Genomic DNA, 15,719 nt, shown 5'->3' on the forward strand with positions numbered 1-15,719 from the left:
CTGACTTCCTTCCGAGGCTACACCGCGAACGACGCCGCGGGGCTGGCAATTCGCGCCAGGTACCGTGCGAGCGCCCGGGGCGCGGAACGCGGTGCTTCTGCATCAACAAGGGCGTTGTAGTTGGTGTTGGTATTCACGTCATAGGTGAGGAGTCGCCCGTCGGCTGTTTCCATGAACTCGATTCCGCAGACCTCGATGTTGTTCCGCCGCGCGAATTCGATGTACTTGCCGATGATCGGATGGTCGAAGTCGCGGCGAAGGCTGAACAGCTGCTGGTCCGCAACAGGTTCAATCGTTGCACCCGGTGGCATGATCGGCTTGCCGGTTTCCGCATCGATGGCACAGGCGTCAGCCGGGCAGAGCTGGAACCCGCCGCGCGCAGTGTCGGCCTGGATCGCGTAGATCAATTCGCCGCCTACCAGCTCCACCCTGGTGATAACCGGTTCGGCCGCCTGGATGTACTCCTGCACGAGGGTAATTCCGTCCTGCGGTTCCTCGAACTCGTCCGAGGCCACATAGGCCGCCAGCTCCTCGTGGCTCTCGAATCCTCTGACGCCGAGCCCCTTGCCGCCCTGGTTGTGCTTGGTGATGAAGGGGGCCTCGAACCTCCGAGCCGCCTCGAGGATACGGTGGCGCCCGATCGCGGCAACAGTCCGGGGCGTATCGATCCCTGCGGCCTTGAGGGCGGTGAGCTGGTCCACCTTGCTCATCTCGAGCTCGAGGATCCGCCGCCCGTTGACGGTCCGGCGCCCGTGCGCCTCCAGCCAGGACAGCACCGCGCGGGCATAATCCTTTGACAGGTTGTGGTTCCGGGTGTGGGCAGAAGCGCTGATCCGGGACCAGAAGATCCCTTCGGGTGGAACCGAGTCCAGCTCAAGGGCACCGTCCGTCAGCAGCATCTCCTCGAACTCGAGGCCTTCCTGCTCGAAGGCGCGGGCGAAGGGCGGAAACCATTCGGGATTTTCGTGCAGCGCGTAAATCTTGGCCATTTCCGTGTAACTAATGGGTGTCGAGCACTATTCCAGTTTCCCCGGAAGAAATAACAGCACCGAAACTCGCCCGCAATACACCGGCGGAATGCTTTAACTACCGGCGGGAAAGCCGGTTCCCTTCTCTTCAAGGAGCCGCAATGCCTCTGCTTACTCCCACTGAAATTACCCGCATCCGAGACCTCGGCGTCCTGCGCCGGGGCGATGAGATCGAAGCACACCTGCGCAACGAGATCCACTACCGCGGAAAGGTCGAGGACACTGCTCCCGGCCTGGGCGTTGTCTGGATCCGTGACGAGTCTGATGGCCAACGGGCCATCCTCCACGCCGACGAGTACGCCATTTGGCAGATCCGTGCGGTTGTTCCAGTTTCCGTTCCTACTGACTCGGCCCCTGATCCGGCCACCGGCCTCGCCGCCTAGCGGCCCATTCCCCACCACAAAGACTGGACGCTACGACGACGGCGGGCCCGCAATGCGGGGACCCGCCGTCGTTCCGTGCTCTCCGGAATGCCGGCTAGCGTGAAGGTTCCCGCTCCAAGGCTGCCTCGTGCTCCTCATGGGCACGCTTCAGCAAGGCCATGAACTCGGTTTCGTTGCGGATGAACCTCTTGTACTTCTCCGGCTGCTTTCGCAGCATCTCCTCTTCGGCGCACATCCGGTTGAAGATCCTCTCCCGCTCGTTGATATCGGTCTCGTAGTTGAGGTCCAAGTAGTAGATCGCGTGGCGGCGGGCACCGGAGATGAGGTTCTTTGCCTTCCCCTTGGGGCTCAGGAGGGACGCCACCACCGTGACGATCAGGACGCCGAGTATCACGCTCAGGGACAGGCCAGTGGAGATCTCGACAACTTCAACGTGCTCGCCGTTGTTGATGAACGGGACATTGTTCTCGTGCAGCGCGTGCAGAATCAGCTTGATGCCGATGAAGCCCAGGATTGCAGCCAGCCCGTAGGAGAGGTAGATGAGCCGGTCCAGCAGTCCGTCGATGAGGAAGTAAAGCTGACGCAGGCCCATCAGGGAGAAGGCCGTGGCCGTAAAGACGATGAAGACGCTCTGTGTCAGGCCGAAGATGGCGGGAATGGAATCCAGCGCGAAGAGGATGTCAGTGCCGCCGATGGCCACCATGACCAGCAGCATCGGGGTAAGGACTTTCTTGCCGTCCTCGATGGTGAAGAGCTTGTCGCCGTCGTAATGCTCTGTGGCGGGCAGGAATTTCCTTGCCGCGCGCACAAAGAAGGTTTCTTCCTCCTCGACATTCTTGGGCTTGAGGATGTTGCCGGCGGTAATGAGGAGGATCAGCCCGAAGATATAGAAGACCCAGGCGAAGGAGTTGATGAGGGCAGCACCCAGGAAGATAAAGCCGGTGCGTGCAATCAACGAGAAGACGATGCCGAACAACAGCACCTTCTGCTGGTCCGCCCGGGGAACCTTGAACGTTGTCATGATGATCAGGAAGACAAACAGGTTGTCCACGGAGAGCGCCTTCTCGGTGATGTACCCGGCGAAGTACTCGGCACCGAAATCCGGGCCCGCAAACACCAGCACTCCTACCCCGAAGAGCAGCGCGATCCCCACGTAGATCGCGGACCAGACACTGGCTTCCTTGAGTGAAGGCGTGTGCGCCTTGCGAACGTGGAAAAAGAAATCGAACAGAAGCAGCCCCACGATTCCTGCGACAGTCAAAATCCAGACAATAAAGGGCACTTCCATGCGGCGTCTCCTAGTAAGTGTGCTTCCCATTCACCGTAGTTGGCGGTTCAGCGCACCTGCAAGCAGATCAACACTCAGTAGAATCCTTTCCGCCCCTCAGTGGAGGATGATCCTGTGAACCGACGAAGCAGACGTCTGAAGGAAGCTCTCCAGACTCAGCTGTGGCCGGTGCCTGCCCTGGCCGTAACCGTAGCCGTCGGTCTTGGCGTCTACCTGCCGATGATGGACACTGCGCTGTCCGGGTCTCTGCCCCCGTCCGTATCAGCCTGGCTGTTCGGCGGCGGACCTGAAGCAGCCCGGTCCATCCTCGAAGTGATCGCGGGGTCGCTCATCACGGTCACGTCCCTGACCTTCTCCCTGACAGTAGTGACCCTGCAACTGGCCAGCAGCCAGTTCTCGCCACGACTTCTGCGAACCTTTACGGCAGATCGGTTTGTCCATGGGACGTTGGCGCTGTTCCTTGCTTCCTTCGCCTACGCCTTGACCGTTCTGCGCACCATACGCACGGCCGAGAACGATCGCGGGGAGTTTGTTCCTGAAATCTCCGTCACCCTTGCATTCGGTCTTGCCATCTCCAGCGTCATGGCGCTCGTGCTGTTCCTCGCCCATCTTGCCCGTGAACTCCGCGTGGAAACGATGCTCTCCCGCGTGCATGCCGAAACGAATGACACGATCAACGCTGTCTTCCCCGAATCCAAGGATGAACTGCACTCAATTCCTGAACCCAGGGATTCCATCAAGCACGTCGAAGCCGAGAGGTCGGGTTTCCTCACCGGATTGGATGAGCGGGCTTTGGTGAGGGCAGCTCACTCCGCCGACGCTGTGGTGCGGCTCGACAGGCCGCTGGGTTCTTCCCTTATTCGCGGAGTTCCGATAGCGACCGTCTGGACACAGGCAGCAGGCTCGCCGGACGCGGAGGTGCTGACAGAACTGAGCGGGAAAATCAACGCATCCATCTTCATCGAAGATGAACGCACCAGCGCCCAGGACGTTGCGTTCGGCTTCCGCCAATTGGTCGATGTTGCCTCCCGCGCCCTCTCACCGGGAATCAACGACCCCACAACGGCCATACATGCATTGAGTCATCTTTCGAGCCTGCTCTGCCACCTCGTTGGCCGGAACCCGGGGCCGCGGGTTCTGACGGACCAGCGGGGCGAGAGAAGGGTCATACTCCAGCTCCCCACCCTCGAGGACCTGCTCGACCTGGCACTGCGCCAGCCTCTCCTGTACGGGAGCGAGGACCCAGCCGTGATGGCCCGCATGATCGAGCTCGTCCTTGAGGTGTCCTGGCACGACCGCCACGGAAAACACGAGCCCGCCCTTTCAGCCCAGGTTGCACAGCTTACCCAGGCCCTTGCCACAGCGACCTACACGGCGGAGGAAAGACGCCATCTGGAGCAGCTGCTCTCACGCTTTCCGACGTCGCACTAAGGACAGGCCCCGGCTGAGCTTCAGCCATGCGACCGTGCGGCGGCGATCACTTTGTCGAACTGCGCGTCGAGTTCGGGATCTACCTCCTGCCGGCGCGGATCGGCGTCGTACCAGGCAAGAATCTCCCGGGCGCCGTGAACAAAAGGGGTAGTGCAGAAAAAGTCGGGCACCAACGCCTTCACCTTCGAGTTGTCGAAAATGACCGAATGGGACTTGTCGCCCAGCAGCTGCGGCCCGATGTCCGGAATTGCTGCCGCAATTGTCTCCGACGCGACGTGCACCAGTTCCGGCTCCGGAACGCCGGCCGCCTCCGCGAAGATCTGGTAGATCCGGTTCCAGGGCAGGAACTCATCGGAAGTGATCGTGAAGCTGTCACCGATCGCCTGCGGAAGACCGAGCAGCCCAACGAAAGCCTTCGCGAAATCGGTGCTGTGGGTAAGAGTCCACAGCGAAGTACCGTCGCCGTGGACCAGCACAGGACGCCCGGCCCGCATCCTCGCGATGTCGGTCCAGCCGCCGGTGAGGGCGATCTTGGTGTGGTCGTAGGTGTGCGACGGGCGGACGATCGTGACGGGGAAGCCACGCTCCCGGTACTCGGTCACCAGCACGTCCTCAGCCGCGATCTTCTCGCGCGAATACTCCCAGTACGGGTTGCGGAGCGGCGTCGATTCCCGGATGGGGAGCGACGCCGGCGGCTTCTGGTACGCCGAAGCCGAGCTGATGAACACATACTGCCCGGTGCGCCCGCTGAAGAGCTCGATGTCGGTCGCCACATGCTCGGAGGTGAAGGCTACGAAATCCACGACGACGTCGAAGGTTCGGTCCCCAAGGGCCGCCCTCACCTCGCTGGGCCGGCGGATATCCGCCGTCACCACCTCCGCTCGGGAGGCAGGCGGCCGCTCGCTGCTGCTCCCCCTGTTCAGGATGGTCACGGAGTGACCCTGGGCAAGCGTCCGGTCCACCACCGCGGTACTGATGACGCCGGTTCCGCCGATGCAGAGGATGTTCATGGTGCCTACCAGGCGTAGTCTTCGGGGGCTGTCTTGTGCCCGGGGAAGATGTCGTCCAGCGCTGCCAGGGCGTCGTCGTCGAGCTTTATTTCAAGGGTGGCCAGGCCGGCGTCGAGCTGGTCCTGGGTGCGCGGTCCAATGATCGGCGCGGTGACGGCGGGCTGCGCCAGCAGCCAGGCCAGGCCGAGGTCGGCCGGCGAGTGACCCAACTGGTCTGCGAGGTCCTCGTAGCGCTGGATCTGGTCGCGGTGCTTCTCGAGTGTGTCGGCGGCGCGGCCCTCCAGACGCCGGACGCCTTCATTCTCCTTCTTCAGCACCCCGCCCAGCAGTCCGCCGTGCAGCGGTGACCATGGAATGATGCCCAGCCCGTACTCCTGCGCGGCGGGCAGCACCTCAAGCTCCACGGTCCGGGTGAGCAGGTTGTAGATGGACTGCTCGCTGATCAGTCCCGTGTAGTTCCGGCGGGCGGCAGCGGCCTGCGCCTGGGCGATGTGCCAGCCCGCGAAGTTGCTGCTGCCCGAGTACAGGATCTTGCCCTGCTGGACGGCCACCTCGATGGCCTGCCAAATTTCGTCCCAGGGAGTGTTCCGGTCAACGTGGTGGAACTGGTACAGGTCGATGTAGTCGGTCTGCAACCGCCGCAGGCTTGCATCGAGTGCGCGGCGGATATTCAGTGCGGAGAGCCGTCCGTCGTTAGGCCACTCGGACATGTCGCCGTACAGCTTGGTGGCCAGGACCGTCTTCTCCCGGCGTCCACCGCCCTTGGCGAACCAGCGGCCGATGATGGCCTCGGTGCGGCCCTTGTTGGCACCCCAGCCGTAAACGTTGGCGGTATCGAAGAAGTTGATGCCGGCAGCGTGGGCCGCGTCCATAATCGAGTGCGAGTCGGCTTCCTCGGTCTTGGTGCCGAAGTTCATGGTGCCCAGGCAGAGCCGGGAAACGGACAGACCGGAACGGCCCAGATGGGTGTACTGCATCAGCGCAATTTCTCCTCGCGAAGTTTCGGGAAACGTTTTCCACCCTGCCACGCCGGAAGCGGCAGCGCTAGGGGGAACTAGGATTCAACCCATGACTTCCTCAAGCCCGCTCCCACGGACGCCGCTGCCCACGGCCCTCATCACCGGCGCCTCCCGCGGTATCGGCCGTGCCATCGCCGACGAACTCGCCACTACCCACCACCTGCTGCTCGGCGGGCGTGACCGCTCCGAGCTTGAGGCCCTGGCGTCGTCGTACCCGTCGGCCGAGCCGTTCGCGGTCGATGTACGCCAGGTGGCCGAAGCTGACGTCGCCGGCATCGAAAGCCTGGACGTGCTGGTGCACTCGGCGGGCGTGCTGCGGATGGGTGCCGTGGCGGACCTCGACGACGACGCCTGGCGCGAGAGCTTCGAGATCAACGTCTTCGCCGTTGCGAGGTTGACCCGGCTGCTGCTGCCCGCGCTCCGCCGAGCGGGCGGACAGGTTATTGCCATCAATTCGGGTTCGGGGTTCACCTCGGGATCGAGCTCCGCAGTGTATAGCGGCACCAAGTTCGCGCTACGCGCCCTGACCGATGCACTCCGCGAGGAGGAACGTCCTCACGGTGTACGTGTCTGCTCCATCCACCCGGGCCGGGTGGCCACCGACATGCAGCGCGAACTCCACGAGTACGAGGGCAAGGACTACAACCCCGGCGCGTGGATCCAGCCGGAGCAGGTGGCAAAGACGGTGCGTCTCGCCGTCGACGCTTCCAGGGAAGCGGCAGTCGAGTCGCTGAACATCCGCCCTTCCGGGATTCGCACTGCGGGGATGGCATGACCGGGGTGCGGCTGACCGCCGTCGTCACCGGCGAGGTCCAGGGAGTGGGCTTCCGGTACCGCACGCGGCAGCAGGCGGAGCAACTGGGCCTGGTCGGCTCGGCCACCAATCGCTCCGACGGATCGGTTCTGGTGGTCGCCGCCGGACCGCAGTCCTCGGTCGATCAGCTGTTGAAATGGCTGCAGTCGGGAGACACTCCGGGGTGGGTTGAGAACGTGGAGGCGGAAATGCACGACGACGGCGCGGGCCTGGTCGGGTTCGTCACCGACTAGCGGCACGTCGCTGGACGAGGACGGCAGTCCGTGAGTTCCTAGACGTGGACGTTCGAATCGCGGTCGTCCTTGCCCGCCTTCCTGCTGCGAAGCCGGTCCAAAGTGAGCATGACGGGCGTGGCGGTCACGCCGTGGAGCACTACCGACAGTGCGACCACCAGGCCGACGAACGCCCAGACCTCGTTGGCTTCCGCATCGAACTGGCCGTTGCTGAGGCCGTAACCCAGGTAGTACAGGGAGCCGATTCCGCGAACGCCGAAGAAGGCAAGCGCCACCTTCTCGCGCACGCCGGGCGGCCCGCCAAGCAGCCCGATGAAGCCCGCAAGCGGCCTCACGATGATCAGGAGGACCAGGGCGAGGACGACGTCGGTCCAGCCGATAGTCTCCAGCAGGCCGCGCGCGATGGCTCCGCCCAGAAGCACCAGGATCACAACCGACAGCAGCCGCTCAAGCTGTTCAACATAGCTGTGGAGGACGCGATGGAAGCCGTGGTCGCGTTCAGCGGCCCGGATGGTGATGGCACAGACAAACACGGCTATGAAGCCGTATCCCTCAAAGGTTTCGGTAACCCCGTACGCGAGGAAGGTCGCAGCGAGCGCCACGAATCCCTCGGAGTGATTCGACAGGCGGAAGGACTCCCGGCGCGAGGAGAAGAAGAGGCGTCCCAGGAGCTTGCCGGTGCCGTATCCCAGCAGCACGCCGAAGCCGATACGCCACAGTACATCCACCGCAAACCACTGGGGCAGCCACGAAAGCGACGAGGCTCCGGCACCCGCCAGGCTGATCGTGATGGCCAGGTAGACGAACGGGAAGGCCAGGCCGTCATTCAGGCCGGCTTCGCTCGTGAGCCCGAACCGAACCTCGTCCTCCCGGTCGAAACCCTCCTCGCCGTCGGCCGGCTCGCCCACCTGAACCTCCGAGGCGAGGACAGGGTCCGTCGGCGCCAGTGCTGCCCCGATGAGGATCGCGCTGGCGATGCCGAGGCCCAGGAACAGGTAGCCGAGCACTGCGAACACCAGGATGCACAGCGGCATGACGATGGCGAGCAGCCGCCACGTCGTCGACCAGGTTCTCCAGCCGATGGGCCGGTCGAGTGCCAATCCGGCGCCCATGAGGGAGATGATCACGCAGACCTCGGTCAGGTGCGTGGTTGCGGTTTCGTACTTCACGGGATCAGGCGTGGGCAGGTAGTCGATCAGCGCGAAGGCAAGCACACCCGCGGCGAGGAACACCATCGGCATGGATATGGGCGCCCGTCGGAGCAGCCTGGGCAGCAGGGCTGCGGCAAAGACAACGAGGCCAAGAACCGTGTAGATGATGCTGGGTCCCTCGAAGAGTTTGAGCACAAGGGGCCCCTCTCGGTGTGGAAGTCTTGCCTAAAGATACTCCCGGAGACCACGTGGCGGTTCGGTCGAGCGGAATGAAATACTTGTGCCAATCACGACACGGCTGGGGACCCCATGGAATTCCTTGATACAACCTCGCTGCGAGTCGCGTTCGGAATTATCGCTCTCACCCTGCTGGCCCTGTTCTATTTCGTCACTTTCCGGCACACGAGGTCCGTATACAGCGCCTGGTGGTGTGTTGCCCTGGCCCTTTTCCTGACCGGGTCGGCCGCTTACCTTCTCGACGGAACCGTCCACCAGCTCTGGGCAAACCCGTTGGGGAACGTGCTGCTGGTCCTGGGGTCGGCAAGTGTCTGGGCCGGCGCCCGGACGCTGCGCACGGCAGGCCCGCGTCCATGGCAGATGGCGGCCGCGCCGGTGTTGACGCTGGTGGTGAGCGCACTGGACAACCCCGCCGCAAATGACTGGTCGGGCGGGCCGTTCTTCCTCGGCTTCATGACCCTGTTTTTCGCCCTGACTTCCGCTGAGCTCTGGAGACTGAGGCGCTCCTACAGCCGCGTGCAAAGGCCGCTGGCGTCCGCATCGGCACTGCTCGCGGTGTTCTACTTCTGCCGGTGGGTGGTGTTCCTAGCCGAGGGACCCGACGGACCAAACTTCGCCCTCTACTTCGACTCGGCAATCACTACGCTCATCACCCTTGTGCTGCTGGTGGTTGTGTCCTTCAGCATGGCGGCTTTGAGCAATGAGCAGGTGACTCACGAGCTGGAACAGCGTGCTGCCCGGGATGACCTGACCGGGCTCCTGAACCGCTCCGGCTTTCACAATCTGGCGGTGAACGAACTGCAGCGGATGAAGGACCGCGGCACGCACGGTGCGTTGGTGCTGGCCGATCTCGACCATTTCAAGGCGGTGAACGACACTCATGGACACGCCGCCGGAGACCTGGTGCTCCAGGCTTTTGCCGCCGCCTGCGAGCGGACCGTGCGGTCCACCGACCTGGTGGGCAGGCACGGCGGGGAGGAGTTCATCATCCTGCTTTCGGGCGCCGACCCTGACCGCGCCGAGACGATCGTGGGCCAGATGAGCGCCCAACTGGCCCGCACGGCCCTCCCCGGTAACATCAGGCCGCCGACGGTCAGTTATGGGATCGCATCCATCGAGCCTGGATCGGTTGACCTCGACGCCATTATCGCCACCGCCGACGCAGCACTCTATGAGGCGAAATCGCTCGGGCGGGACCGTGCCGTACAGGGTCCGACGGGACGGCCGAGCTAGTGGCGCGCCGGGAAGCATCAGCCGGAACGCCGGCGACAGTGCTGCTGGGCAAGCTCGGCATCGAACACCGAATCCTCTCCTACGTCCACGACCCGGCGGCCGAGCATTATGGAACTGAGGCCGCCGAGAAGCTGGCGGTGGACCCCGCCCGGGTGTTCAAGACGCTGATGGTGGATGTGGGGCAGAAGCTGGCGGTCGCCGTCGTACCCGTCAACCGGACACTGAACCTGAAGGCCATGGGCGCGGCCTGCGGGAGCAAGCGGGCATCCATGGCCGACCGTGCGGCCGCCGAGCGGCGGACAGGCTACGTGGTCGGCGGGATTTCTCCGCTGGGCCAGAAGCAGCGCAGTCCGCTGGTCCTGGACGAATCGGCGCTGACCTTCGAGACGATCCTCGTCTCCGGAGGCAGACGCGGATTGGAGATCGAGCTGTCCCCGCTGGACCTGCTGCGTGCCACGGACGGTACGACGGCGGCCCTCGCCGCTGCTTGACCGCTCGTACTATTGTGTTGCGAGTTGTCCCAATCCCTTCAACAGGCAAGAGCACCCGTGCACAGTCAGGGCATGCTGGCAATCGTCAACGCATCAGCCGGAACAGCCAACCGGCGCACCGTCGATGCAGTGGCCGCTTTCCTCTCCTCCGCCGCGCGGCGCCGCGGCACCTCCTTTGAGCTCGCGGAAACGCAGGACCTGGCCGAACTCGACCGAACCCTCGCCGAGCTGAAGGACAGGCAGTTGATCCTGTTGGGCGGAGACGGATCTATTCACGCTGCGGTGCAGTGCCTGTATTCGAAGGGGATGCTGCTGGATGCCGGTCCCATCGGAATCGTCCCGGTGGGCACGGGAAATGACCTTGCCCGGTCGCTGGAGATTCCGCTCGATGCGCTGCAGGCTGCCGCATGCGTGCTGTCCGGTCGGTCGAGACGCATGGAGCTACTGATCAGCGGAGACCGCATCACGGTGAATGCGGTGCACGTCGGGATTGGCGCGGCAGCGGCTGCGAAGGGCGCTTCCGTCAAGAAGGCCCTCTCCCGATTCCGGCTCGGAAAGCTTGGTTACCCGCTCGGTGCCCTCGCAGCCGGCATAAGTTCCCCTGGCTGGAACTTGAGCGTACGGGTGGACGGTGAACTGCTTCATGACGGTTCGAGCCCGCTGTTGATGGCAGCGCTGGGCCTGGGCGGCACAGTCGGGGGAGGCGCCCGGCTCATACCGAACGCAAACCCGCACGACGGCGCCGTCGACGTCGTTCTGTGGGAATCAGTGGGTCGGGCGGCCAGGGTGGGTTACGCACTCGGCCTGAAGGATGGGGACCACGCACGTCGCAGCGATGTGCGGATCGGCCGCGGACAGACCGTGGAAATCACCGCTGTGAACGGAGACGGCTTCGGCGTGGACAACGACGGCGAACTGCTGGGTCCGTTTACCGAGCGGCGTTGGGCTGTTGTCTGTGACGCCTGGAACGTCATAGCACCGCAGTAAGGACGCCATTCTTGCGCAGTTGACTGCGCCCGCGATGGATTCACTCAAGGTTTCCACAAGAGACACGGAGCACCCTATCTACAAGACATTTGGGCCGATAGTCTGAATGTCGGCCACAGCAATAGAGCCCTCGCCGGGCACCTAGCAAAGGCCGAATGTTTCGAATTCCTCAGTGAGGGTTTCGTTGTATTGGACCTTTACCAGGGGAAAACATGGGGAGCCATCCGTGACCGAAGTCAGGCCAACCACCGGCCGCCACGTTTTACGATCCCGCCGCACGGCGGTCCGTTCCGGAATGGGCGTCTGCCTTGCACTGGCAGTTATCTACTCATTCGGGTACCCCGGCAGCACGCCGCTCTCCTCCACCGTCAGCTCTAACGGAACCGTCCTCGCCCAGGGGTCAGCGGGCGCCGCTAATTCCGACTCCCACTCCGCACCCACCGGTTTCGTTGGTGAGCAGCTGCTGCAACCGGCAGAGATCCTCGCACCCTACGGCAAGAGCGACTCCCTGGTGCCCGGCGGCGTCATTCCCGGTGTGGAAGGTTCCGGTTCCGGCGGCAGCGGGCGCGGCAGCGTCTCCTCCGGCCCTGACCGCTCCCCTGCCGAACCTGCCGGCACCATGGAGCGCCCGGGCAAGGGCATGTTGATTGCACCGCTGCAGTTCCTGACGCCGAGTTCGCCCTTCGGCCTGCGCACCAGCCCGATTACCGGCGAGCACGGCGAGTTCCACTCCGGCCAGGACTTTGCCGCCCCTTGCGGCACGCGAGTTTTCTCCGCCGACGCCGGCACCGTCCGGGCCGCCGGCTGGCATCCCTGGGGTGGCGGGAACCGCGTCGAGGTGGATCACGGCAACGGCCTGGTCACCACCTATAACCATCTTGAAGGCGTTGCTGTGAAGACCGGCGACCGCGTTGGTGCCGGGCAGGTCATCGCCACCGTTGGCACCACAGGCTGGTCCACGGGCTGCCACCTGCACTTCGAAACCATCCTGAACGGCGAGCACACCAACCCAAGCCAGTGGAAGCTCATCTCCCTGAACGGCAGCGGTCCTGTTGGCATGCCGTCGCTCGTCAACTTCACTCCGGGTACGGGCAACGAGCCCGACGGCGAGACCGCCTGGGTTGCCTACCTTGCCTCCGGCGGCAGTGACATTCACCCCATAGCGGTCAAATCGCCATCGCGGGTGGATGCCGAAACGTCCGCAATTGGAAAGCGTCCGTCGACGGGGTCCTCCACGGCGTCGGCCTCGGGTAAGCCGTCGTCCGGCAAGCCGCGTCTTTCGTCCTCACCGAGCACTAGCCCAGCTCCGCAGGCCTCACCGTCAAAGCCCGGAACTTCCACGGCCACGCCGGGAACCACCACCAAGCCCACGCCGGGCACGTCCACGTCGCCCGACCCCACGCCGCCAGTCAGCTCGACACCACCGGCCACCTCAACACCACCGGCGGACCCCACACCACCTGCCACCTCGACACCACCGGCCACCTCAACACCCCCGGTTGATCCGACGCCTGTGCCGCCGGCCGATCCGACGCCTGCGCCCCCGGCCGATCCGACGCCTGCGCCCCCGGCCGATCCGACGCCTGCGCCCCCGGCGGATCCGACGCCTGCGCCCCCGGCCGATCCGACGCCGGAGCCACCGGCACCAAGCGACCCGGCGCCAAGCGATCCAGCACCGAGTGACCCGGCCCCAAGCGATCCCACTCCGAGTGACCCGGTGCCGACGGCCACCATTACACCCACCGAGGCAGCCACCGCCGACCCTGGTGTCTGTGATGCGGTCATCGACCCGGTGACCGGAACTCCTGTCGATCCGGTGACCGGCGCTCCTGTCGATCCCACCACCATAGATCCCGTCACGGGTACCTGCGCCGTGGTAGAAGGCACAGCCGATGCGGCTGCTGCCGGCGCCGACGCCGCCCGAGAGCCGGAAAGCGCCACGGTCCAGGCACCATAGCAAGCACCGCAATACCGTTCCGGTGGGCGAGGCAGATGCCTCGCCCACCGGCATTTAAACCACCGGCACCCGCTCGTCAAGATGGCAGCGCGATATTGGCCCAGTTTCAGGGCATACTCACCAGTAAGTTGCTTAACGCAAGTAACGTCGTGACACCACTCCTTGAGACCCCCGGAGGTTCACGACCATGGGAAAAGCCCTACCCCGCCATGCACGGTTCGCACTGCTGAGTGCCGCCGTACTGGCAGCCCCGCTCCTCACCGGTCCTGCCGCCGTCGCAAACTTTCCTTCCACGGAGGGAAACACCAGCACGGCGAGCATCCTGACCTATGACGACACCATCACCGAGCTGACCAAGCTCGAACGCACCAGTCGTTATCCCGTGGACGTCTTCACGCTTGAGGAGGCCGGCACCACCGTCAACAAGAGCGAGCAGGGACGGGACCTCTATGTAGCCACCGTCGGAAGCGGGCCCGAAGAGATCTGGATTCAGGGCCGGATTCACGGCAATGAGCCCTACGGAACGGAATCCATTCTGACGCTCCTGAAGGACCTGGGCACTAATGGATCTGCTGAGTACCAAGCGATCCGGGACGCCTTCACCATCCACTTCATCCCGATGTACAACCCTGACGGCAGCGAGATGAACATCCGCCAGACCGTCCTGTACGACGATGCAACCGGAGAGCCGCTGCTGAACTCAGCCGGACAGCAGCAGCGCATCGACCTGAACCGGGACTGGACGGCGGATCGCTTTGCCGCCGATGAATCACTCGCGTTCTACGAGTACTGGACCATGGTGCAGCCGGAATACGGCATCGACATCCACCACCAGGGCCTGAAGCAGCAGTACGGGACCGGCGACGACGTCACGCTGTCCCTCGGCATCTCCCTTGCGCCGGGAGGCCCCACCCTTCCCACCATCAAGGACGGCGCCTACGACGTACTGACCCGGCAGATGCACGGCTACGTCTTCCAGGAACTGTCGCAGTACGGCTACATCACGATGGACCGCTACCAGGTGGGCAACAGCCTCGAGATCGATATCAAGGGCGGGGTTGTCTCGGCCATGATGCTCGGCCTCAACTATCAGGGAATGAACCCGACCGGACACTCGAATCCGGTGGTGTTCTTCGAGACGTCGGGCAACACCAGCGATGGATCACTCGGCCAGAAGGCCCGCGGAAAGAGTATCCAGCAGAACGTTCTGGCCATGAAGAGCCTCCTCTCCGGTCTCGCAACCGGCGAAGTCCAGCAAGTGGATCCCGAAACCTGGGATGCGATCCCGCACGCGCCGGTTACCGGTTACAGCACGGACTACGCCGGCACCATCCCGGCGTCGTTCTAGAACACACCCGTTCAATCACCGTTCAGTTACAGGAAGGCACCCACTTCACCATGAGGAAATCACTCGCAGCTGCCGCACTCGCCGGCGCACTCACCATCTCATCCGTAGCCGTCGCCACACCGAGCTTCGGTGTTGGTGAAGGGCCCGGCTACAACGGCAATGAAACCATCAACACCTCCATCCTCCGCACCTACGATGAGATGGTTGACTACCTGAAAACGCAGGATGCCAAGCAGGATGCGATGGAACTTGAGGTTATCGGTCAGTCCGTGAAGGGCCGGGATCTGTACCTCGCAAAGTACATCACCAACCCGGATAACCCGACCATCCTCTTCCTCACCCAGCAGCACGGTAATGAGCAGCTCACCACCGAGGGTGCGCTTGAATTCATCAAGCACCTGGGCACCGGCAAGACCGGCGGAGTGCTCGACGGCGTGAACGTGCTCGTGGTGCCGATGCTCAACCCTGACGGCGCGATGGGCGACGTGGACTTCTCGCTTGATGACTACATCGCCAGCGGGGACCGCCACCTCACCCGGTACAACGCAGTGGGCGTGGACCTGAACCGCGACCACGTGGACAAGATCCAGCCGGAGACGCAGGCGCTGCACAACAACGTGATGGCCAAGTACGACATCGACTACATGATCGACCTGCACCACCAGGGCACCAGCAGCGAGCGCGACGGCGAACTGGTGTCCGGCTCGATCCTGCACCCCACCACGCAGAACGTTGCGCCGGAAGTTCTGGAAGGCTCCAAGCAGCTTGGCGCGGTAGTGTTCGACGCCGTCGACTCCACCGGGTGGGGCCACCTCGGCAAGTACGCGGGCGGCTCGGCAGAGACCATCAGCCGCAACGGAATTGCCGTCGAGTACGGCATCTCCACGCTGCTGTTCGAGATGCGCGGCATGTCCGACCACTTCAACGAGGGCGCGGTTCTCGGTCAGAAGAGCAACGGGTACCTGATCAAGCAGACCGTGACCACGCTGGATGCCACGGTACGTGCGATCGCCGACGGTTCCATCAAGACCGCCGACACCTCGTTCTGGGACACCCTCGCGACTCAGACCAACCGTTCGGAGTAACGCTCCCTCAGCCGTAAACGAGCG

At 63.9% G+C, this 15,719-nt stretch carries 15 protein-coding genes; 10 read left to right on the forward strand and 5 right to left on the reverse strand.

Features of this window, described 5'->3' with window-relative positions; all coding sequences use genetic code 11:
* Positions 1-17: 17 nt before the first annotated feature.
* Positions 18-989 carry an ATP-grasp domain-containing protein gene (locus GC088_RS13290; RefSeq protein ID WP_323959465.1) on the reverse strand — a complete coding sequence of 324 codons (972 nt, stop codon included), beginning with the start codon at positions 987-989 and terminating at the stop codon, positions 18-20.
* 140 nt (positions 990-1,129) lie between these two features.
* Here GC088_RS13290 and GC088_RS13295 point away from each other — a divergent pair, with 140 nt between their 5' ends.
* Positions 1,130-1,411 carry a hypothetical protein gene (locus GC088_RS13295; RefSeq protein WP_323959466.1) on the forward strand — a complete coding sequence of 94 codons (282 nt, stop codon included), beginning with the start codon at positions 1,130-1,132 and terminating at the stop codon, positions 1,409-1,411.
* 94 nt (positions 1,412-1,505) lie between these two features.
* On the opposite strand, the gene GC088_RS13300 is transcribed toward GC088_RS13295, so the two are convergent.
* Positions 1,506-2,699: a TerC family protein gene (locus GC088_RS13300; RefSeq protein WP_323959467.1), complete on the reverse strand. Its 1,194-nt coding sequence runs from the start codon at positions 2,697-2,699 to the stop codon at positions 1,506-1,508.
* A 114-nt stretch (positions 2,700-2,813) separates the two neighbouring features.
* On the opposite strand from GC088_RS13300, the gene GC088_RS13305 reads away from it, so the two are divergent.
* Complete coding sequence (locus GC088_RS13305; RefSeq protein WP_323959468.1) at positions 2,814-4,130, forward strand: DUF2254 domain-containing protein; 1,317 nt, start codon at positions 2,814-2,816, stop codon at positions 4,128-4,130.
* Positions 4,131-4,150: 20 nt separating this feature from the next.
* Here the strand turns inward: GC088_RS13305 and GC088_RS13310 are convergent, their stop codons facing one another.
* Positions 4,151-5,140, reverse strand: a complete 990-nt coding sequence (locus tag GC088_RS13310; RefSeq protein ID WP_323959469.1) for an SDR family oxidoreductase — start codon at positions 5,138-5,140, stop codon at positions 4,151-4,153.
* 5 nt (positions 5,141-5,145) lie between these two features.
* Positions 5,146-6,117, reverse strand: coding sequence for an aldo/keto reductase (locus tag GC088_RS13315; protein ID WP_323959470.1), 972 nt, complete (start codon positions 6,115-6,117; stop codon positions 5,146-5,148).
* 91 nt (positions 6,118-6,208) lie between these two features.
* Here GC088_RS13315 and GC088_RS13320 point away from each other — a divergent pair, with 91 nt between their 5' ends.
* Together GC088_RS13320 and GC088_RS13325 are read left to right on the forward strand one after the other, a co-directional pair.
* The gene (locus tag GC088_RS13320; RefSeq protein ID WP_323959471.1) at positions 6,209-6,934 is read left to right on the forward strand and encodes an SDR family oxidoreductase; all 726 of its coding nucleotides are present in this window, start codon (positions 6,209-6,211) and stop codon (positions 6,932-6,934) included.
* Positions 6,931-7,206 (forward strand): acylphosphatase, encoded by a 276-nt coding sequence (locus GC088_RS13325; protein ID WP_323959472.1) that lies wholly within the window; start codon positions 6,931-6,933, stop codon positions 7,204-7,206. Before GC088_RS13320 ends, GC088_RS13325 begins: the two co-directional genes overlap by 4 nt.
* A 38-nt stretch (positions 7,207-7,244) precedes the next feature.
* Here the strand turns inward: GC088_RS13325 and GC088_RS13330 are convergent, their stop codons facing one another.
* Complete coding sequence (locus GC088_RS13330) at positions 7,245-8,552, reverse strand: cation:proton antiporter (protein WP_323959473.1); 1,308 nt, start codon at positions 8,550-8,552, stop codon at positions 7,245-7,247.
* A 114-nt stretch (positions 8,553-8,666) separates the two neighbouring features.
* On the opposite strand from GC088_RS13330, the gene GC088_RS13335 reads away from it, so the two are divergent.
* The 6 genes from GC088_RS13335 (at position 8,667) to GC088_RS13360 (ending at position 15,695) form a co-directional block, all read left to right on the forward strand.
* A complete protein-coding gene (locus tag GC088_RS13335; protein WP_323959474.1) occupies positions 8,667-9,827 on the forward strand; it encodes a GGDEF domain-containing protein in 1,161 nt (386 codons plus the stop codon).
* Entirely contained in the window at positions 9,827-10,318 is a 492-nt protein-coding gene (gene ybaK / locus GC088_RS13340; protein WP_323959475.1) for a Cys-tRNA(Pro) deacylase, read from the forward strand. Before GC088_RS13335 ends, ybaK begins: the two co-directional genes overlap by 1 nt.
* Positions 10,319-10,390: 72 nt before the next feature.
* Entirely contained in the window at positions 10,391-11,305 is a 915-nt protein-coding gene (locus GC088_RS13345; RefSeq protein ID WP_323959476.1) for a diacylglycerol/lipid kinase family protein, read from the forward strand.
* A gap of 226 nt (positions 11,306-11,531) precedes the next feature.
* Positions 11,532-13,262, forward strand: a complete 1,731-nt coding sequence (locus tag GC088_RS13350; protein ID WP_323959477.1) for a M23 family metallopeptidase — start codon at positions 11,532-11,534, stop codon at positions 13,260-13,262.
* 187 nt (positions 13,263-13,449) lie between these two features.
* Complete coding sequence (locus GC088_RS13355; protein WP_323959478.1) at positions 13,450-14,610, forward strand: M14 family zinc carboxypeptidase; 1,161 nt, start codon at positions 13,450-13,452, stop codon at positions 14,608-14,610.
* A gap of 50 nt (positions 14,611-14,660) precedes the next feature.
* Complete coding sequence (locus tag GC088_RS13360) at positions 14,661-15,695, forward strand: M14 family zinc carboxypeptidase (RefSeq protein WP_323959479.1); 1,035 nt, start codon at positions 14,661-14,663, stop codon at positions 15,693-15,695.
* The last annotated feature ends 24 nt before the right edge of the window (positions 15,696-15,719 follow it).

Origin of the sequence: Arthrobacter sp. JZ12 (assembly GCF_035189165.1) — a bacterium.
Classification (GTDB): domain Bacteria; phylum Actinomycetota; class Actinomycetes; order Actinomycetales; family Micrococcaceae; genus Arthrobacter_D.